Source organism: Micromonospora sp. NBC_01412, assembly GCF_045040215.1.
Lineage (GTDB): Bacteria > Actinomycetota > Actinomycetes > Mycobacteriales > Micromonosporaceae > Micromonospora > Micromonospora rubida.
Window position 1 is genome coordinate 6,977,498 of record NZ_CP109528.1, and the last position, 19,781, is coordinate 6,997,278.

15 protein-coding genes are annotated in these 19,781 nt (G+C 73.5%); 8 read left to right on the forward strand and 7 right to left on the reverse strand.

What is annotated here, in order from left to right; genetic code table 11:
* Positions 1-34: 34 nt before the first annotated feature.
* The 3 genes from OG617_RS30400 to OG617_RS30410 all read left to right on the forward strand — a co-directional run bounded on the left by OG617_RS30400 (position 35) and on the right by OG617_RS30410 (position 2,724).
* On the forward strand, positions 35-1,381 hold the full coding sequence (locus OG617_RS30400; RefSeq protein ID WP_405096335.1) for a carotenoid oxygenase family protein: 1,347 nt from the start codon (positions 35-37) through the stop codon (positions 1,379-1,381).
* A 163-nt stretch (positions 1,382-1,544) separates the two neighbouring features.
* The gene (locus OG617_RS30405) at positions 1,545-2,135 is read left to right on the forward strand and encodes a hypothetical protein (RefSeq protein ID WP_405096336.1); all 591 of its coding nucleotides are present in this window, start codon (positions 1,545-1,547) and stop codon (positions 2,133-2,135) included.
* A complete protein-coding gene (locus OG617_RS30410; RefSeq protein WP_405096337.1) occupies positions 2,125-2,724 on the forward strand; it encodes a copper resistance protein CopC in 600 nt (199 codons plus the stop codon). Before OG617_RS30405 ends, OG617_RS30410 begins: the two co-directional genes overlap by 11 nt.
* 80 nt (positions 2,725-2,804) lie before the next feature.
* Here OG617_RS30410 and OG617_RS30415 read toward each other — a convergent pair whose 3' ends face one another.
* Together OG617_RS30415 and OG617_RS30420 are read right to left on the reverse strand one after the other, a co-directional pair.
* Positions 2,805-3,680 carry an SDR family NAD(P)-dependent oxidoreductase gene (locus OG617_RS30415; protein ID WP_396683542.1) on the reverse strand — a complete coding sequence of 292 codons (876 nt, stop codon included), beginning with the start codon at positions 3,678-3,680 and terminating at the stop codon, positions 2,805-2,807.
* Positions 3,681-3,705: 25 nt separating this feature from the next.
* The gene (locus OG617_RS30420; protein ID WP_405096338.1) at positions 3,706-4,266 is read right to left on the reverse strand and encodes a carboxymuconolactone decarboxylase family protein; all 561 of its coding nucleotides are present in this window, start codon (positions 4,264-4,266) and stop codon (positions 3,706-3,708) included.
* Between the two features lie 348 nt (positions 4,267-4,614).
* Here OG617_RS30420 and OG617_RS30425 point away from each other — a divergent pair, with 348 nt between their 5' ends.
* A complete protein-coding gene (locus OG617_RS30425; protein WP_405096339.1) occupies positions 4,615-5,685 on the forward strand; it encodes a carboxymuconolactone decarboxylase family protein in 1,071 nt (356 codons plus the stop codon).
* A 455-nt stretch (positions 5,686-6,140) separates the two neighbouring features.
* Complete coding sequence (locus OG617_RS30430) at positions 6,141-6,920, forward strand: helix-turn-helix transcriptional regulator (RefSeq protein ID WP_405096340.1); 780 nt, start codon at positions 6,141-6,143, stop codon at positions 6,918-6,920.
* A gap of 231 nt (positions 6,921-7,151) precedes the next feature.
* Here OG617_RS30430 and OG617_RS30435 read toward each other — a convergent pair whose 3' ends face one another.
* Both OG617_RS30435 and OG617_RS30440 read right to left on the reverse strand, forming a co-directional pair.
* Positions 7,152-7,829, reverse strand: coding sequence for a maleylpyruvate isomerase family mycothiol-dependent enzyme (locus OG617_RS30435; RefSeq protein ID WP_405096341.1), 678 nt, complete (start codon positions 7,827-7,829; stop codon positions 7,152-7,154).
* The gene (locus tag OG617_RS30440) at positions 7,826-8,917 is read right to left on the reverse strand and encodes an SDR family NAD(P)-dependent oxidoreductase (protein ID WP_405096342.1); all 1,092 of its coding nucleotides are present in this window, start codon (positions 8,915-8,917) and stop codon (positions 7,826-7,828) included. Before OG617_RS30440 ends, OG617_RS30435 begins: the two co-directional genes overlap by 4 nt.
* A gap of 233 nt (positions 8,918-9,150) precedes the next feature.
* Here OG617_RS30440 and OG617_RS30445 point away from each other — a divergent pair, with 233 nt between their 5' ends.
* From OG617_RS30445 to OG617_RS30455, 3 genes are all read left to right on the forward strand, one after another.
* Complete coding sequence (locus OG617_RS30445) at positions 9,151-10,137, forward strand: DUF1702 family protein (protein WP_405104013.1); 987 nt, start codon at positions 9,151-9,153, stop codon at positions 10,135-10,137.
* Positions 10,134-11,501: a cytochrome P450 gene (locus tag OG617_RS30450; RefSeq protein WP_396683552.1), complete on the forward strand. Its 1,368-nt coding sequence runs from the start codon at positions 10,134-10,136 to the stop codon at positions 11,499-11,501. Before OG617_RS30445 ends, OG617_RS30450 begins: the two co-directional genes overlap by 4 nt.
* Before the next feature lie 225 nt (positions 11,502-11,726).
* Positions 11,727-12,731, forward strand: coding sequence for a multiprotein-bridging factor 1 family protein (locus OG617_RS30455; protein WP_405096343.1), 1,005 nt, complete (start codon positions 11,727-11,729; stop codon positions 12,729-12,731).
* Between the two features lie 117 nt (positions 12,732-12,848).
* On the opposite strand, the gene OG617_RS30460 is transcribed toward OG617_RS30455, so the two are convergent.
* The 3 genes from OG617_RS30460 to OG617_RS30470 are packed head-to-tail and all read right to left on the reverse strand — an operon-like array spanning position 12,849 to position 19,692.
* The gene (locus OG617_RS30460; RefSeq protein WP_405104014.1) at positions 12,849-13,352 is read right to left on the reverse strand and encodes a flavin reductase family protein; all 504 of its coding nucleotides are present in this window, start codon (positions 13,350-13,352) and stop codon (positions 12,849-12,851) included.
* Between the two features lie 45 nt (positions 13,353-13,397).
* The gene (locus OG617_RS30465; RefSeq protein ID WP_405096344.1) at positions 13,398-13,871 is read right to left on the reverse strand and encodes an acyl-CoA thioesterase; all 474 of its coding nucleotides are present in this window, start codon (positions 13,869-13,871) and stop codon (positions 13,398-13,400) included.
* A 1-nt stretch (position 13,872) separates the two neighbouring features.
* Positions 13,873-19,692 (reverse strand): SDR family NAD(P)-dependent oxidoreductase, encoded by a 5,820-nt coding sequence (locus tag OG617_RS30470; protein WP_405096345.1) that lies wholly within the window; start codon positions 19,690-19,692, stop codon positions 13,873-13,875.
* Positions 19,693-19,781: the final 89 nt, after the last annotated feature.

Consider the following 19,781-nt stretch of genomic DNA (forward strand, 5'->3'; position numbering starts at 1 on the left):
CCTCAAAAGATCGTGCCAGCTCGTGGAGGCCCCAATGAGTGTCGTCGCCCTCGCCCCCCAGACCCTGCCCCAGCACGACAGTCGGCGCCCCGTCGCCGCCGAGGCGACCGAGCTCGACCTGGCGGTCACCGGCCGGCTGCCCGCCGAGCTGAACGGCTGCTTCGTCCGGATCGGGCCGAACCCGATGGCCGGCGACCGGCCCGGCCACGCCCTGGTCGGCGACGGCATGGCGCACGGGGTGCGCCTGCGCGAGGGCCGCGCGCTGTGGTACCGCAACCGGTGGATCCGCACCGACCGCACCACCCGCGCCCTGGGCGAGCTCGCCCTGCCCGGCCCCCGGCACGGGCTGTCCGACAACGCCAACGCCAACGTCATCCGGCACGGCGGGCGCATCCTCGCCCTCGGCGAGGCGGGGGTGCTACCCGTCGAGCTGGACGACGAGCTGGACTCCGTGGCCCGGATCGACTTCGACGCCACCCTGCCGCACGGCTTCGCCGCGCACGCCGAGTGCGACCCGGTCACCGGAGAGCTGTTCGCCGTCGCCTACTACCACGAGCTGCCGTACGTCGAGCACCTCGTGCTGACCCCCGAGGGGCGGGTGCGCCGCAGCGAGCGGATCGAGGTGTCCGGCCCGCCGCTGATGCACTCGTTGGCGCTGACCGACCGGCACTCGGTGCTGTTCGACCTGCCGGTCATCTTCAACCCGGCGCTGGCCCGGGCGGGCTCGCGCTTCCCGTACGCGTGGTCGCCGCAGCGGCCGGCCCGGCTCGGGCTGCTCCCGCGCGAGGGGCGCGGCGCCGACGTTCGCTGGTTCGACGTCGACCCCTGCTACGTCTTCCACCCCGTCAACGCCTACGAGGTCGACGACCGGTGCGTGGTCGACGTGGTGCGCTACGACCGGGTCTTCGACCGCGACCTGCACGCCCCGGGCGAGTCCGCCCCGACCCTGTGGCGGTGGACGCTGGACCTGACCCGCGGCACCGTCGGCGCCGAGCAGCTCGACGACATCCCGCAGGAGTTCCCCCGCATCGACGACCGCCGCAAGACGATGCCGCACCGGTACGCCTACACCGTGGCGATGCAGTCCGGGGCCGGGGTGCTGGGCGGCTCGGCTCTGCTGCGCCACGACATGGTGCGCCGGGAGGTCGCGGTGCACGACTTCGGGCCGTACCGCGAGGCGGGTGAGGCGGTGTTCGTCCCGCGCGGGCCGCTGTCCGCCGAGGACGACGGCTGGCTGCTGACCTACGTCTACGACGGCCGGACCGACCGCAGCGACCTCGTCGTGCTCGACGCGGGTGACTTCACCGGCCCGCCGGTCGCCGTCGTGCACCTGCCGGGCCGGGTGCCCAGCGGGTTCCACGCCAACTGGCTCGTGTCCTGAGTCGCCACCCGGGAAACCGGGACAGGCAGATTGCCGACAGCAACTGGGCAATTTGGAGGAACCGTGGAACAGGATAGGCGGTTAGCTTCGCGGCAAGCCGCTGTCCCCGTTCCCACGGGTCGTACGGCGGACTCCCTCGCGTTTTCACGGAAGGTGCCTGAAGATGACCCAACCCCTTACCGCCGCTCCGTCGTCCGGGCTGCTCGCGCGGCTCAACGGGGCCCATCACAAGGCGGCCCTGAACGGCTTCCTCATCATCGTGCTGGCCCACTGGGCCGAGCACCTGGTCCAGGCGTACCAGATCTGGGTGCTCGGCACGCCGCGGCCGCAGGCGCGCGGGGTGCTGGGCCAGTTCTACCCCTGGCTGGTCTCCTCCGAGTGGCTGCACTACGGCTACGCCATCGTGATGCTGGTCTTCCTCTTCGCGCTGCGCCGCGGTTTCGTCGGCCGCGCCCACACCTGGTGGGTGGTGGCGCTGGCCATCCAGTTCTGGCACCACATCGAGCACTTCATGCTGCTGTGGCAGGTGCAGAGCGGCACCATGTTCTTCGGCCAGAAGGTGCCGACCAGCATTCTTCAGCTGGTGCTGCCGCGGGTCGAGCTGCACCTGTTCTACAACTCGATCGTGTTCGTCCCGATGGTGATCGCGATGTACCTGCACCTGCGGCCGAACCGGCGCGAGCAGGAGCTGATGACGTGCAGCTGCATCGGGCACCGCATCTCCCGCCAGTCCGTCGTGCCCCATGCCGCGTGAGCTGAGCCTCCCGTCCGGCGGCCGTCGACGGGCGGCCGTCGCCGCCGTGGTCGCGGCGGTCGCCGGGCTGCTCGCGCTCACCCCCGGCGCGGCCCGGGCCGGGGGCGGCCTGGTCTCCGCCGACCCTCCGGCCGGCGCGGTGCTCACCGCCGCGCCGGCCGAGGTGACCCTGGACTTCGGCGCTGGCGTCGACGAGGGGCAGTCACACGTCGCGGTGCTCGACGTCGAGAGCCGGACGGTCACCGACGGTGAGCCGACCCGGGCCGGCTCCACGCGGCTGCGGCTGCCGGTGAGCATCGGCGCCGGCGGCGACTACACGATCGCGTACCACGTCACCTTCACCGACGGCTCGACCGCCACCGGGGCGCACCGGTTCAGCGTGGGCACCGGCGTCGCGCCGGCCCCGCTGGACGACGCGGCCCGCCAGGCCGGCGTGGACGCGGTGGCCGAGCACGGGCACGGCATCGACGGATTCAGCGCCTTCCTGCTGGTCGTCGACGGCGCGGTGCTGGCCGTGGTCCTCGCCCTGCTGTGGCTGCGTCCGCGCGGCGGGCGGGCCGCGTCCATGCGCCTCGACCCGCGGACCTGACGGGCGGGCACGACGTGACGGCACCCGGGGCAGCGGAAAGCGGCGCCGACGAGATCCGTCGGCGCCGCCCGTGCCTGCCGTCAGGGTATGGGGAAGAACGAGCGCACGAACTTCTCCCACCCGCGCTCACCGAGGATCGCCCGCATCTTCGGCAGCAGCCGTGGCGGCATGCCGAGCCGGTACCGGATGCGCGGGTTCGGGGCGGTGACCGCCGTCTCGAGGACCTTGGCGACGTTCTCCGCCCGGACCGCGATCTTGCCGCGCAGCGGCGGGTTGTCGCTGAGCCGGTACGCCTGGTGCCAGTCGACGAAGTGCTCCCAGAACTCCCGGTACAGCGCGGGGTTCTCGTGCGAGTCCATGCCCAGGTCGCCGACGCTGTCGGGGACGAAGCCGCCCAGGATGGGCGCCGGCTGGAGCAGCACCACCTTGATGCCGAATCGGGCCACCTCCAGGCGCAGGGAGTCGCCGATGGCCTCCAGCGCGTGCTTGGTGGCCTGGTAGTAGCCCCGGCCCGGGGTGGCGAACATGCCGAACAGCGACGACATGATGATCACCCGCCCGCCGCCCTGCTCGCGCATGCCCGGCAGGACCATCTGGGTGAGCCGGCACAGCCCGAAGACGTTCGTCTCGAACTGGGCGCGGACCTGGTCCATCGGGGTCTCGCCGATGGTGCCGTTGAGGCTGTACGCGGCGTTGTTGATGAGGGTGCCGACCGCACCGTGCTCGTCGGTGATCCGCTTGACCGCCGCAGCCATCGACTCCTCGTCGTTGACGTCGAGGTAGAGCACCGTGATGCCCTCGTCGGCCAGGTCGGCCAGGGCCTCCAGGTTGCGGCCGGTGGCGTAGACCGGCCAGCCGGCCCGGTGCAACCGCAGCGCGGTCGCCTTGCCACTGCCCGAGGACATACCAGTGCCCGACGAGGCGCCGGTCAGCAGGATTGCGCGTGACTGGGTCATGATGAAGTCCCTTCCCGGCCGGGAGTCACTCGTCGGACAGCCGCGCGATGCGGCTGCGGTCCACGGAGGAGCCCAGCCCGGTGGCGTCGACCAGCCGGTTGATGAACGCGAACAGGCAGGCGGTGAAGACCGCCTCCAGCATCTCGGCGTCGCTCCAGCCGGCCGCGGCGGCCTTCTCCCAGTCCGAGTCGGTGATCTTGTACGCGCCGGTGCTCACCTTCGTCACCAGCTGCATGAGCGGCATGGTGCGCTCGTCGACCGGCAACTCCTCGGCGGTGTTCGCGTCCGAAACCGCCTCCAGCAGTTCGTCGCTGCCGCCGAACTGGCTCAGGAACCAGCTGTGCGTCCCGACGCAGTACGGGCAGCCGTTGAGCTTGGATGTCCAGGCCGAGATCAGTTCCTTGAGGTGTCGGGGGAGCGTGTCACCGCCGAATACGCCGCCGTATCCGGCGAGCACCACGGCGAGCAGCCGCGGATTGGTGGAGGTGAGCCGGAACATGTCGGGCACGAACGGGAGCCCGGTGACCGCCTTGATTTCCTCGTAGAGTTCGGCGGTGCGTCCCTCCGCCTGATCCTCGTCAATCATCGGGACTCTGACTCCCGGTTGTTTTGTCGTCGTTTCCATGAGCCTTCTCCTCGTTGCTCGGGCGACGCCGGGCCAGCCGTGCGACATTGCGCTCCGCAACGAAGTGGGAGCGCTGTCGGCGCTGGCCGCAGCCATCTCCGACGGGGCTGCGGGGCGACACGGAAACGCCGACGACGGCGGTCGGGCAGCGATTCCGCTGGCCCATGATGGCACGTCTCCGCAGGTCCGAGGCTCTTCCAGGTTGCCTACTGCAACCGTCCGGGATGAACCGACGGCGCGGTTCGACCGTACTGAGCACTGGTTGAAGGCACTTTTCGCCGATAGCCTGTATTCAATTCACAGAGATGGATGAGGTACGTGATGCCGGCAAGTGTGCTGCGACCGGTGCTGGGCGCGCTCGGGTTGACGCAGATCCGATACGTCGACGCGGTGCGTCGGGGTCGGGCGAGTGGCCTGGTGGCCGAGGTGTACAAGCAGGTGGAGAGGGACTTCGGCGTGCTCGCGCCGCCGGTGGCCCTGCATGCCCCGGCTCCCGAGGTGCTGGCCGCCGCGTGGATGCTGCTCCGGGAGGCGCTGGTCGTTCCCGGTGCCGCCCCGCGGGCGGCCAAGGAGGCGGTGGCCACCGCGGTCTCGTTGGGCAACGCCTGCCCGTACTGCGCGACCATCCACAACAACGCGCTGGACCTGCTCGGGGGCGGCGCCGGCCCCGACAGGCCCGGCCCGGAACCGGACGTCGGTGCGGCGGCGCTGGAGGGGATCGTCGCCTGGGCGATGCCCGCGGACGGGCGGACCCGGCCGGACCGGCCGCCGTTCCCCGCGGCCCAGATGCCGGAGCTGGCCGGGGTGGCGGTGCTGCTGCACTACCTCAACCGGGTGGTGAACGTGTTCCTGCGCGACGTGCCGCTGCCACCCGGGGTGCCGGAGGTCGCCCTGCCCATGGTGCTGCGGGTGCTCGGCCGGGCGATGATGAGCGCGTCGCGGCGCCCGCACGAGCCGGGCCGGTCCCTGGACCTGCTGCCGGCCGCGCCGCTGCCGGCGGACCTGTCCTGGGCGGCCGGCAACCCGGCGATCGCGGAGGCGTTCGGCCGGGCCTGCGCAGCGATCGACGAGGCGGGGCGCCGCTCGGTGCCCGAGGCGGTTCGCGACCTGGTGCTGGTCAACCTGGTCGGCTGGCGCGGCGGTCCGCGGGGGATCAGCCGGGACTGGGTGGAGGAACTCGTCGGTGGGCTGTCCGAGAAGCAGCGCCCCGTCGGCCGGCTGGCCCTGCTGGTGGCGTTCGCCTCCTACCAGGTGGACCCGGGGGTCCTGCGTAGCTGCCGGCTGGCCGGCGCGGACGACCAGACGCTGGTCGAGATCTGCTCCTGGGCGGCGATGGCGGCGGCCCGGTGGCTGGGGGGGCAGCTCCCGGTCCCGCACTGATCATGTCCGGACACGACGCGCATCGTCGAACAATTCGGATAATCGCTGCGACTGTCAGATTAAGTCACGTCGCTGCGAGTAAGAACATTGAAAACTACCGTATTTATTGATCTCCATGCATGGTATCGTCCTAACCCATCCGGACCACTTAGGACACTTACAGTAAGGGCGGTTCGAAAGGTTTCGGCCCGCACTTACGCTACGCGACCACACCGGTGAACTGGCGATTCTCCACAGTTTCCACCGGATGATCGAACACCTGTTCCGATACGGTGCGACGACGAAGTCGTGGCGACCCCTGGGCAGGACCACGTCGCCGGTCGTGGGGACAGCCCCACGACCGGCGCCCGGCGCGCGGGCACGTCGTGTCCGGATGCGGCCGGAGTGTCTCCAACGTGTTCACCGAATGGAGTTGATTCGCCGTGCACAACGCCGTCGAAAGAGCCATCACGATCATGTGGGATCGTTACCACGAACCGCTGTCGCTCGACGCAATGGCCGATTCAGCCTTTCTCAGCCGCTTTTACTTCTCCCGGCTCTTCCGGTCCAAGACGGGCACCTCGCCAGGTCGTTTCCTGACCGCGATCCGGCTCTACAAGGCCAAGAACCTGCTGCTCGAGACGGACATGAGCGTCACCGACATCGCCTACGCGGTCGGCTACAACAGCCTGGGCACCTTCATCAGCCGGTTCACCCGCAGCGTGGGGATCTCGCCGGCCCGGTACCGGTGGCTGGCCGAGCACGGCATCCCGCAGCTGGCCCGCACCCGCACGGCCGGCCCGCGCCGCCGCGCCAGCATCGGCGGACGCCTCGTCCTGCCCCAGGTGGACGTGCCGGTCAAGGTGTACGTCGGCATCTTCGACAGCCCCATCGTGCAGGGCCTGCCGGCCTCCTGCGACATCCTGGAGGCCTCCGGCGAGTACATGCTGCGTGACGTGCCGGAGGGGGAGTGGTACCTGCGCGCCGCGGCGATCGCGCTCGACGACATCGCGGCCCGGCCGTCCATGCGCCGGCCCCTGGCGGTCGGCTCGCACGACGTGCTCACCGTCGCCGTCGGTGAGGACCTCAGGGTGGATCTGGAGCTGCACCACACCGGGGTGTTCGACCTGCCCATCCTGATCGCGCTGCCCGAACTGGACAGCAGCGCTCCCGGCGGCCGGACCCGGCACGGCTTCGCCCGCAACGACCGGCGCGCCACCCGGTCGTCGCGGATGCTGCACGGGACCAAGTCGTGACCGCAGCCACCGGGCGGTGCCGACCCCGCACCCCGGGCCAGGGCCACGGACCGGGCGGCGGCGTCGCCACCGGGGGATGAGGGCGCGGGCCGCGCGGGACCCGGCAACGCGCCCTGAAAGACCTCCCTGCGGGGAGGGGAGCAGGCCGGTGGGACGGGGGCACCGGCCGGCTGGGCCGCCGACCGGTGCGCGCGTCGCAACAGGCGTTCAGCGTACGGTTTCGGCGCCGGACTACTCCGGCACCCGGAACGGCCCCCAGGTGAACGCCGGCAGCCAGCGCCCCGGGTCCGCGCTCCACCGCAGCGACCGGATCTGCGCCGTGGTGCGGCGACCGGCCAGCGACAGATAGACCTCGTGCCACGGGCCGGACATCGTGACCGACGGCTCGCCCGTTCCCGCCACGCGCCGCCCGTGCTCGGTCTCGACCGCCAGCGGCGGCAGGCCGTGGCCGTCGAGCGAGGCGGAGAGCCCCGTCAGCAGGACACCCGAGGCCACCGGCAGCGCCGGGTGGTCGACCGGTGGCGGCACGCCCAGCGCCTGACGCAGGTCCAGCTCGTGGGTGAACGCGTCCATCACCAGGATGTGCCGGTCCATCGACCCGGGGCCGGCGAGGAACTCCTCCACCGGCCCGCTCAACCGCTCCCACTCGTCGAGCAGCTCCGACAGCCCGCCGGCGGGCACCGGCCCGGGGGCGGACCCGGTGGCCCGGCCGTGCACCCGCGCGCAGATCTCCACGAGATGCGCGACGAGGTCCCGGACCGTCCACCCCGGACAGTTGGCTACCGGCTGCGCGCCGGGCTCGGCGGGCCCCTGGGCCAGCAGGGCCGCCGTGGTCTCCCGTACCTGGCGGTAGGCCGCGACGGCGTCACCCTCGGACGAGCGGGCGGGGTGCGGTTCTGTGACGGTCATGGTCGTGCCTCCTTCCGCGGCGCTGCCGCGGCTCGAACGGACCCCGCCGCGGGCGCGGCGGGTTCGGCGGGTGCGGCGGCCCGGCCGGCCTGCGCCGCCGTGAGCCGCCCCGTGCGGTGCAGCCAGCGCACGGTGTCGGCGAGCGTCTCGGCGACCGGCCGGGGCTCGGGCCCCGCCGACCGCGCCACGTCCTCCGGGCGGGCGTCGCAGGCGCAGACGTAGCAGGCGCCGTACTCGGCCGGGATGTGCCACGGCCACACCCGCTGCACCACGTCGGTGGCGTAGGCGAAGGGCAGCATCGCCCGGGCCGGCAGGAACAGCGTGGGCAGCCGCCGGCCGGTCACCTCGCGCACGGCCCGCACGTAGCCGCGGGTGCGCAGGTAGCGGCCGGGGCCGAGGTGCCGGTCGCCGACCTCGGCCGGCCCGGTGGCCAGCTCCGCGAGCAGCGCGGCCGTGTCCCGCACGTCGCCGACCGGGAAGCCGCCGGTGGGCCACATCGGCATCAGGCCGCGCAGCACGTTGCGCAGCCGGGAGTTCTGGTCGCCGAGCTTCGGGTCGTCCGGGCCCAGCAGTGCGGGCGGGTAGGCGATCACCACCGGGTCGCCGTGCGCCTGGTGCTGCCGGGCGACCCGCTCCGCGCCCGCCTTGCTCGCCAGGTACGTCTCCCGGGCCGTGCTCGGCGGCGACTGCGGGCCCACCGTCCCGGCCGGGGACGGCAGCAGCGCGCCGAACGTCGACACGTGCACCGAGCGCCCCACCCCGAGCCGGCGGGCCGCCGCCAGCACCACCTCCGTGCCGCGCACGTTGGTGCGCCGGGTGGCGTCGTGCCACCGGCTGTCGAACGAGTAGACCGAGGCGGCGTGCACCAGCGCGTCGACGCCGCGGACGGCCCGGGCCACCGCCGTCTCGTCGGTGACGTCGCCGTCCGCGACCTGCACGGCGTCGTTCGGCACCGACAGCGACGACAGGGCCGGGGCGACCCGGTCGGGGTCGCGGGCCAGCACCCGTACCCGGTGCCCGGCCGCGGCGAGCGCCGCCACCGTGTGCGCGCCGACGAAGCCTGTACCGCCCGTCACGAGTACCAACATCGCGAGTTCCTCTCCGCCCGCGACCGGTTTGGGACGCGCGGCGCGTCGCGGCTGCCGGGCCTGGCGGGCGGCTCGATCGTGCCCCGCCCGGCGGCGGCGAACTACTCCCAGCGTGCCGTTGTCCTGGCCATTCCACCGCAGGTCAGAGGGCAATCGGGAAGTGGTGCCGGGCACCGGTCGGCCGGGAGGATTGGGCAGTTGGATCGTCAATCTTGGATGAATGGGAGCAGCAGGTGGCCGGCACCATCAGGGCGCTCAGGCGCCGCGTCCTCACCCCCGACGTCTCGGAGACCCTCGTCTCCACCCGGGGGTTCCACGACAAGGGGCCGGAGGCCCGCACCATCCTGGAGACGGTCGGTTCGTCGTTCCTGACGGGGCTCTCCTCGGCAGCCGGCGCCCGCCTGGTGACCGACGTCGACACCGACCTCGCCGAGCTGCCCACCCGGTTCCAGGGGTTCGCCTACGAGGGCGCGGCCATGGGCTTCGCGCTGGTCGACGCGCTGATGCCGGGCACACCCCGGCGCAGCGCCGAGTTCCTCGCCGGCACCGGCGACCGGCACGTCTACATGGCATACGTCGGGTTCGGTTGGGCGCTCGCCCGACTGCCGAAGTTCCTGTGGCGGCGGGCCCTGGCGGCCGCCACCGACCCGTTGCTGCGCTGGCTCGTGCACGACGGCTACGGCTTCCACCAGGCGTACTTCCACACCGACGCGTACGTACACGGCCGGCGCGCGGTGACCGACTTCCCGTGGCCGTCCGAGGGCCCGACCTCGTACGCCGCCCGTGCCATCGATCAGGGCATCGGCCGGGCCACCTGGTTCGTCGCCGGGTGCGACGCGACGCTCGCGGCCGACCTCATCGACCGGTTCGAGCCGGCGCGACACCAGGACCTCTACAGCGGCGCCGGCCTCGCGGCGACGTACGCGGGCGGCTGCACCGAGGACGAGCTGCGGCTGTTCCTGACCCGGGCGGGCGGGCACGCCCCGTTCGTCGCCCAGGCCTCCGCGTTCGCGGCGCAGGCCCGGATCAGGGCCGGGCTGCTGGTGCCGCACACGGAGCTGGCGGCCCGGGTGTTCTGCCGGACCTCCGCCGCCGAGGCGGGCCGGATCACCGACGAGCTGATCCCCGCCGGCCCGTCGGCCGACGGCCTGCCCGCCTACGAGGTGTGGCGGCGTGCCGTGGCCGAGCGGTTCCGGGTCGGCGCGAGGGTGCAGCCGTGACCGCCGTCGCCGACCGGGGCCGGCTGCGCCCGCCGGGGCCGTCGCCCTGGACGGCACCGGTGCTGCTCGGGCGGATGGCCCGCAACCGGCTGGACGTCATGCGGGCGGTCTCCGCCCGGCACGGCGACGCGGTCCGGCTGCCGCTGGGACCGAAGACGCTCTACTTCTTCAACCACCCCGACCATGCCAAGTACGTGCTGGCCGAGAACCCCGGCAACTACCACAAGGGCATCGGGCTGGTGCACGCCCGCCGCACCCTCGGCGACGGCCTGCTGACCAGCGAGGGCGAGCTGTGGACCAAGCAGCGCAAGGTGATCCAGCCGGTGTTCCAGGCGCGCCGCATCGCCCGCCAGGCCGACGCGGTCGCCGAGGAGGCGGTGCGGATGGCCGCCCGGCTGCAACGCATGGCCGGCGGCGGACCGGTCGACATCCGGCACGAGATGACCGAGCTGACCCTCGGTGTGCTGGGCCGGACCCTGCTCGACGCCGACCTCAGCGAGTTCGGCGGGCTCGGCGAGGCGTTCGAGGCGGTCCAGGACCAGGCGATCTTCGAGATGATGTCGCTGAGCACCGTGCCGACCTGGGTGCCGTTGCCCCGGCAGCTGCGCTTCCGCCGGGCCCGCGCCGAACTCCAGGAGATCGTCGACCGGCTGGTGGCGCACCGGCGGGCGCAGCCCGGCGGCACCGAGGGCCGCGACGACGTGGTGTCCCGTCTGATCGAGTCGACCAGCCGGGAGACCGACCCGGGGGTGGCCAGGCAGCGGATGCGCGACGAGTTGGTCACCCTGCTGCTGGCCGGGCACGAGACCACCGCCAGCACCCTCACCTGGGCCTTCTACCTGCTCGACCAGCACCACGAGGTGTGGGAGCGGATGCACGCCGAGGCCGTCGAGGTGCTCGGCGACCGGAACCCGGTGTACGAGGACCTGCACCGCCTGCGGTACACCGCGATGGTGGTCGACGAGGTAATGCGGCTCTACCCACCCGTGTGGCTGCTGCCGCGCGTCGCCCAGGCCGACGACAACGTGGGCGGGTGGCACGTGCCCGCGGGCGCCGACGTGGTGCTGTGCCCGTACACCCTGCACCGGCACCCGGAGTTCTGGCCCGACCCGGACCGCTTCGACCCGCTGCGGTTCGACCCGGACCAGCGCACCGACCGACCGCGGTACGCCTACATCCCGTTCGGCGCCGGCCCGCGCTTCTGCGTCGGCAACAACCTCGGGCTGATGGAGGCGGTGTTCGTCCTCGCCTGCGTGGCCCGCCAGCTGCGCCTGACACTGAGCCCCGGCCACCAGGTGGTGCCGGAGCCGATGCTGACCCTGCGGGTGCGGGGCGGCCTGCCGATGCACGTCCACGAGGCCTGACCCGTCCGACCCGTCGATCCAGGCGCAACCGGTGCTTCCCGCCGGTTGCGCCTCGTCGTGTCCGCCCGGGGGTCCGGGCCGCCGGACCTCGACAGCCGCAGGGCACCCACAATCACGGATGGCTCCGCTGTCGTTCCGGAGGCGTACCGTTGCGGACGGTGACGTCGCCGGTGGTGGCGGTCGGCGGCCCACCACCCAGGCCGCCACAGTACCTGCGGAGTTCTCATGCCAGCACGCGTCCGTACCCTCGTGGCCCCACGATTCCCCGCCGAATTGGCCCGGCTGCGCCGCCAGCGCGGCATGTCGCTGCGCGACCTGGCCCGGCGCGTTTACTACAGCAAAAGCTACCTGCATGATCTTGAGGTCGGCCGAACGCCGCCGACCAGCGACGTCGCGGGCCGCCTCGACACCGCCTTGCAGGCCGGTGGGCAGCTCGCCGCGATGGTCATCGACACGCCGACCGTGACCACACCCGACGACAACCAGCGGATCGCGCACGTGATCGCCCAGCCCACCGACCTGGACGCGGTGACCGTCCGTCTCCTCGCCGACGTGCTGGCCGCGCAACGTCGCCTCGACGACGCGGTGGCCGCGCCGCTGATGCTGCCGTCGGCCGTTCCGCAGTGGCGTACCGTGCAGGAACTCGCCGCGCAGGCCGGGGGCCCGCACGCCCCCGAGCTGCACACAGTGGCCGCGGAGTGGACGCAGTTCGTCGGCTGGCTGCACGCCGAGGCCCGCAACGACGCCGACGCGGTACGGGTGCTGACCGAGGCAGCCGACCAGGCGGACGCGGCCGACAGCGGCCCTCTCGCCGCCCAGGTGGAGAACTTCCGCGGCTATCTGGAGCGCCAGCGCGGGAACCCCCGCGGCATCGTGCGACACTTCCTCGCCGCCTACCACACCCCCGGGGCATCCGGCCCGCAACGCGTTGGCGACGCCGTGCAGGCCGCCCACGGGTACGCGCTGCTCGGCGACCGGGCCGCCGCCGAGCGCCTCCTCGGTGAGGCGAGTGACCTCACCGAACGGGCCGGGTCCGAGCCGCCGCCGCCGTCGGCGTACTGGCTGACGCCCACCTTCTCCCGGCTCGGCCTCGGGCTGGTGTACCTGGCCCTCGGCGACAAGCGCACCGCCGTGGACAACCTGCGCACCGGCCTCGACGGCCTGCCGGACGACCAGCGTGACGCGGAGTGGACGACGGAGTACCGGCGAGCCCTGGTCGACGCCGGCTGACCCCGTCCACGGACAGGTTCTGGACAGGCGGCGGACACCGACGGCCGGGTCGACCACGCGGGGTGCGTGGCCGCCCGGCCGTCGGTGGTCGGCCCGGTGGGTGCCCGGCCGACCCGGTCAGCCCTTGCCGACCTCGCGGAACCGGCCGCCGTGGAACAGCAGCGCGTCGCTGCTGTCACCACGGCCGGTGCTGAGGACCGAGCCGAGGAAGATGGAGTGATCGCCGCCGTCGTACACCGCCGCCAGCTTGCACTCCACCCAGGCCACGTTCCCGGTCACGATCGGCGCGCCGGTGTGCGGACCCGGCTCGCACCGCACCGTTTCGAACTCCCGCTCGTCGCGGGGCCTGCTGGAGCTGGCGAAGTAGCGAGCCAACCCCTCCTGGTCGGCGGCCAGGATGGACACCGCGAAGGTGCCCTGGGCCAGGACGGTGTCGTGCATGACCGCGCTGCGCTTCACGCACACCAGGACCATCGCCGGGTCCAGGGACACGGAGGTGAACGCGTTCGCGGTCATGCCGTGCGGCAGGTCCCGGCCCGACGTCACCACCGTCACGCCGGTGGCGAACATCCCCATCACCGCCCGCAGTTCGGCGTGGTTGGCCGCGGCGGGCGCCGGCATCGTCGCCGGGCCGGCGGTCGGTCGCTGGTCCGCTCTGGTCACGGCTCAACCCTCCCCGACGCCTTCGAACACCCGCCGGCCACCCGCGGCGGGGGGCACGGCGTAGCGCGACAGGGCCGCGCGCAGCGTGTCCGGCACCCGGGTCGGCCGGGTGTCGGTGTTCGGGCCGCGCATGCACGCGATCCGCTGCCGGCCCCGGGCCACCAGCTCCTCGAAGCCGTCACGCAGCCGCACGTAGTCGAACGCGAAGCCGATCTGGGTCTGCGTGAGGTCCTCCAGCCGCATCCGGATCGACAGTTCGTCGAACGCGGTGATCTCGGTGAAGAACTCGCACTCGCACTTGAGCGTGAACAGCTTCAGGTCGTCGCGGATGTCCGCCAGGACCTCCGGCGCCTCGTCCCGCAGGAACATCTCCCGGCACCGGCCCTGCCAGCGCATGTAGTTGACGTAGTAGACGTTCCCGACGAGGTTGGTCTCCTCGAAACCCACCAGGTGCCGGTACTCGTAGTAGGACTCCATCTCACCTGCCTCCTTCCGCCAGCATCGTGAACACCACTGGGTCGCCGATGTCGTTGAGCGCGGTGACGAAGGTGGCGACCCGCGCCGCCCCCGACCGCAGGGCGACCCAGCCGGCCGTTCCGTTCGGCTCGGCCACCAGGTCGACCCGGGTGTGGCCGTTCTTGCGCAGGCACTCGACCGCGCCCCAGACCCGGGTGGCGGCGACCGACAGGTCCTCGCCCTGCTCCCGGGCCAGCAGCGTGGCCAGGGCGACCCCGTCCGGGCCGATCAGGCCCTCCCACTCGGCGGCGGAACGGGCCGCGGCCAGCTCCACGTCGCAGCCCACCGAAGCCGAGGTGCCGGCGACGGCGAAGGTGACCCCGGCGCCGTGCGAGGCGGAGATCCGGACGTCCCCGTCGATCTCCGGCCTGCCGTCGGGCCGGTAACGCACCGTCGTCTCCGCGCCCAACGCCCAGCTCACCGCCCGGGCGGTCTGCCGGCGCCGGGCCGGCGTGCCGGTGGCGTCCGGGTCGTCGGGCCGTACGACGCAGCGCAGCTCGTCGGGCAGGAACGCGCCGGCCCGCCGCTCCAGGTACGGGCCGACCAGCGCCGGCAGCCACGGCCCGGTGCCGTCCTGCTTGCGTACGGCGTGCAGGCGCAGCCCCACCCACCGCTCGACGAGGTTGCCGTCGCCGTCGCAGACGTCCACGTCGTAGTGGTAGGTGTCGCCCTGGCGCAGCCGCTCCACCGCGTGGATGGTGACGGTGTCCAGGGTGGCGGCGACCTTCGGGTCGGCCAGGTGCAGCCGCTCGATCGCCCCCGGCAGCAGGGTCGCGTCCGGGACGCAGCACTGCAACGCGTGCATCACCGTGTCCCGGGTGCCCGGGTCGCCGAGCACCAGGTCGCCGGGCCGGTATCGGGCGAACCACGCGTCGACCGGCTGGTTGGACACCCGCGCCGTGCAGCTCGTCGCCGCCAGGTCCAGGTAGCCCAGCAGGCGCTGGAACCGCCGTCCCTGGAACAGCACCGGGCCGTACAGGTCGCGGGCCGGGTCGATCGGCAGCAGCCGCGCGGCGGCGGTTCCCGGTCGGGCCTCGACCCGCAGCGGCTGGTCCCAGCGCAGCCGGGCCCGGAAGTGGTCGGCCTGGAAGTTGGTGTCGCTGCTGCGCACCACCGCCTCGACCGCGCCGTCGGCCGTGGCGAGCACCGCGATCCGGATCGTGTTGCTGCCCGAGGGCGGCACCACGATCGGGCGCAGCAGCTCGACGTCCTCCAGCACCGGGGCCTCGGTGCGCCCGGTGAGCGCCGCCGCCACCTGCGCCATCGCCTCCATGCCCAGCACGGCGGGGAAGAGCAGGTCCCCGTCGAGCAGGTGGTCGGGCAGGTAGAGGTCGTCGTCGGCGGTCAGGTCGGCGTCCACGACCAGCTCCACGCCCGGGTAGTGCACCTGCTGCCGGTCGACGAAGCGCAGCAGCGGCAGCTCGCGCCGCTCCAGCGTGACCGTGGACAGGCCGTCGGCGCGGCCCATCACCACCAGCGCCTGCGGCGCGGACGGGCTGGCCAGCACCTCCTTCAGCGTGGCGATGCCGGCCTCCACCGGAATCGGCGCGATGCCATCGCGGGTGAGGGCCTCCAGCACCCCGAGCCGCTCGCCCATGCCGGCGCCGGACCACACCGACCATTCCAGCGCCAGGCACCGGATGTGCGGGTAGTCCTCGCCGACCCGGCGGGTCAGGTCGGTCATCCAGTCGTTGGCCGTGGCGTAGTGCGCCTCGCCGCGCAGCCCCGCCCGGCCGATGATGCTGCCGAAGGTGACCAGCAGCCGCAGCGTGTGCGGGTCGGTCGCGGCGAGCACGGCCTCCAGCCCGTCGATCTTCGGCGCGAGGGTCCGCCGGAACGTCGCCTCGTCGAGGTTGGCCACCGTGGTCGGCTCGTTGCGGCCGGCGCCGTGCAGCACGCCGGTGACCGGGCCGAGCACCCGCTCGATGTCGTTGACGGCCGCCTTCACCTCGTCCAGGGCGGTGATGTCCGCCCGGGCGTAGTGGAAGCGCACCCCGGCGGCGGTGAGCCGTTCCAGGTTGGCCGCCAGTTCCGCGTCGGCCGCCGGGTCGGAGCGGCCGATCAGGCCGACCGCCGTCAGGGTGTCCCGCCCCAGCGCCAGGGCGCACTCGGCGGTGATGCCCTTGCCGCCTCCGGTGACCAGCAGCACGTCCTCCACGCCGAGGCCGGGCCCGCCGTTGGGTGGCAGGGGCGCCGGCCGCAGCACCGGCACGTGCCGGTTGCCCTCGGCGTCGTAGTGGACCTCGCTGAATCCGGCGGTCGCCGCCACGTCGGCGACGAGCCGGGCCACCGTGGCCGCGACGTCGTCGGCGGACGGCTCGCCGGCCAGGGGCAGCGTGACCACCGTGGTGGTGATCTCCGGGTGCTCCTGGTGCAGCGTCTTGGCCAGGCCGGCCGCGTTGCGCCGGTCGCCCAGCGCCACGAACCGGACGGCACCGCCCTGCGCCAGGGCGGCCCGGGCGGCCCGCAGCATCACCGGGATGTGCTCGGGCTGGCAGTCACGCGGCAGGCACAGCAGCACCCCACCGCCGACCCGGGCCTGTTGCAGCGCCGTACGCAACGGCTCGGCGAGCGGGGTGTGCCCCGCGGTGAACGCCTGCCAGCCGCCCTCGACCGGGGCGCCGACCCGTGGACCGGCCTCGGTGGGCACCAGGTCCACCGCGAACGCCCGGACCCACGGGGCCACCCCGGCGATCGACCTTTCCGGCTCCTCCGCGCCGCCACCACTGCCGGCCTCGTCGAGGATCTGCGCGATCTCCGCCACCGTGGCGGTGGCGTAGCTGGAGGTCAGCGTCGGGGCGGTCACGTTGAGCTCCCGGGCGGCCTGGTTGACGATCTGCCCGACGGTGATCGAGCTGAGGTGCAGCTCGTCCAGCGGCCGGCTGTCCGGCCGTACGGCCTCCAGCGGCAACTCCGCCCGCTCGGCGGCGAGCCGGCGCAGCAGCTCCAGGGTGTCGGCCGGCGTGCCGGGCCCGGAGACCGCGACCGACGCGTCGGCCGGCGACGCCGCGACCGCGGCCGGCGCGGCCCCGGCACGGGCCACCGCGAAGTCCCCGGCCGGTGCCGACTCGGCAGGGCTGGCGAAGAACCGCAGCGGCCGGCCCGGCTCCAGCGGCCGGGTGAACCGGTCCTGGAACAGCGCCGGGTGGTTCACCGTCGCGCCCGCCGCATACGCGGCGCCGACCGCGCTGAGCAGGCCCGCCAGCGACAAGCTGTCGGTCTCCAGCGAGATCGTCGGCACCTCCGGGGCGATGTCCGCGGCCAGGCCGCGCAGCACCCGACCCGGACCGACCTCCAGCAGCAGGTCGGCGTCGTCGGCCAGGCGGCGCACCGCCTGGGTGAACCGCACCGGGTCCAGCACCTGCCGGCGCAGCAGGTCGGGCACGTCGGTGTCGGCCGGCAGCACGTCCCCGGTGACCGTGGAGACCATCCCGCCGGACAACGGGGCGAAGGGCAGGCCGCCCAGGTGCTCGGCGAACGCGACCGCGGCCGGGGCGACGGCCTCCGAGTGGAAGGCGTGCGACACCGCGATCCGGGTCCAGAACAGCCCGGCCCGCTCGGCCAGCGCGCCGACCTGTTCCACCGCCGCGACCGGACCGGAGACCACGGTCTGCTGCGGGCTGTTGTAGCCGGCGATGACCACCGGCGTTCCGGCCAGCAGCGGCTCCACCACCTCGGGGGCGGCGGAGATGCTGGCCATCGTGCCGTCGCCGGCGCTGGCGTCGGCCATGATCTGGCCACGCGCGCCGGCGGTCGCGATCAGCGTCGCCTCGTCCATGGCGCCGGCCCAGTGCAGCGCGGTCAGCTCGCCGAGGCTGTGCCCGGTGGCCCCGACCGCCCGCACCCCGAGCATCGACAGCACCCGCAGGCCGGCGACCGACGCGGTCACGATCCGCGGCTGCGCCACCGCCGTGGCCACCAGGTCCGCGCCGGGCGGCGGCTGGTGGGCCTGGTACAGGGCATCGACCTCCTCGAACCGGCGGCGCAGCGCGCCGCCGTCGGCCCGCCGACCCGCGCCCTGGCCGGGGAACAGGAACCCGATCCGCGGGGCGGAACCGGCCGTGCCGAGGAAGACGCCCCCGGCCGCGTCGATCACCCGCCGCTCGCCGGAGTCGACCAACTCGACCAGCCGCTCCAGGCGCTGCCGGGCCTGCTCGGGCGACGCGACGACCACCGCCGCCCGCACCGGCCGGTCGGCCAGCTTCCCGGCCAGGGCCGCGGCCAGGTCGCCCAGCTCGGCGTACGACAGCCGGCCGACCCACGGTGCCAGGTCCGACAGCCGCGAGCCCAGCTCCTCCGGGGTGCGCGCGTCGAACATCAGCAGCTCGGTGTCCTGCCGGGAACGCACCAGCGCGGTCGTCGACGCCCCGATCCGGGTCCGCCGGCCGTTCTCCGCGCTCTCGACCACCACGTGGGCGTTGATGCCGCCGAAGCCCATCGAGGACACCGCCGCCCGGACCGGCTTGTCCGCCGGCCACAGCTCCGCCGTCGCGGGCACCCGCATGGCGGGCCGCTCCACGTCGAGCACCGGGTGCGGGTCGATGTGCCCGGTGGCCGGCGGGATGACCTGCTGGCGTACCGCGAGGATCGCCTTGAGCAGCCCGGCGACCCCGGCGGCGGCCTTGGTGTGGCCGAAGTTGCCCTTCACGGTGCTGATCGCGGCGGGCGCGCCCGCCGGGTCGGCCTCCTGCCGGGCCTCGGTGAACGCCGTCAGCTCGGTGGCGTCGCCGACGGCGGTGCCGGTGCCGTGGCCCTCCAGGTAGGCGACCGAGTCGATGCCGTAGCCGGCCCGCTCGTACGCCCGGCGGATAGCCAGCCGGTGCCCGCTGGCCTCGGGCCGGGTGATGCCGCCCTTGCCGTCGGAGGAGTAGCCCCAGCCGGCGATGACGGCGTGCCGGCGCAGCCCGCGCGCCACGGCGTCCTCGTCGCGCATCAGCACCAGCATGCCGCAGCCCTCGCCCGGCCAGAACCCGTTGGAGTTGCGGTCGTACACCCGCATCTCCCCGGTGGCCAGCGCCCCGGTCTTGGCGAAGCCGATCACCTCGAACGGGTCGATGCTCAGGTCCACCCCGCCGGCCACGGCGGCGTCGAGGTCGCCGTTGGCCAGGGCGTTGCAGGCGGTGGAGACCGACAGCAGCGACGACGAGCAGGCGCCGTCGACGGTGTAGCCGCCGCCCTTGAAGTCGAAGTGGTTGCACACCCGCCCGGCGATGGTGTTGGCCAGGCCGCCGGCCAGGGTGTCCTCGTCGATCGGCGGGAAGGGCGCCTTGTAGCGCGGCTCCAGCTCGTCGAGGAACGTGCCGACCTCGGTGTCGCCCCAGCCCTGCTCGCGCAGCGCCGCCCCGACCGTGCGCCGCACGTACGGCCAGCGCAGCCGCAGCAGGTTGGCCCGGCTGAACTCGCCGGTGAGGGTGTTGCCGATGACCACACCGGTGGTGGCCAGCGGCAGCCCCTCGCCGTCGGGGAAGCCGGCGTCCTCCAGCGCCCGGGCGACGGTGTCCAGGGCCAGCCAGTGCGTCATGTCGGTGGACCGGAAGGTGCTGCCGGCGATCTTGTACCGGACCCGGTCGAACTCGAAGCCCTCGATCACGGCGGCCTTGGCCGAGTAGAACCGGTCGGGCGCGGTCGGGTCGGGGGAGTAGTAGTCCTCGGAGTTCATCCGCTCGTCGGGCAGCCGGCGGAACGCCCGGCGGCCGGTGAGCACGTTCTCCCACAGTTGGTTGGGGTTCTCGGCGTCGGGATACCGGCAGGCGATCCCGACGACCGCGATGCGTTCGCTCATTCCTGCTCCTCGCTTCGTCCTTCGACCGCCCCGACGGGGTCGACCTGGTCGGCCGGCGCGCCGCGTCCGCTGGCGCGGCGCGCCCTGTC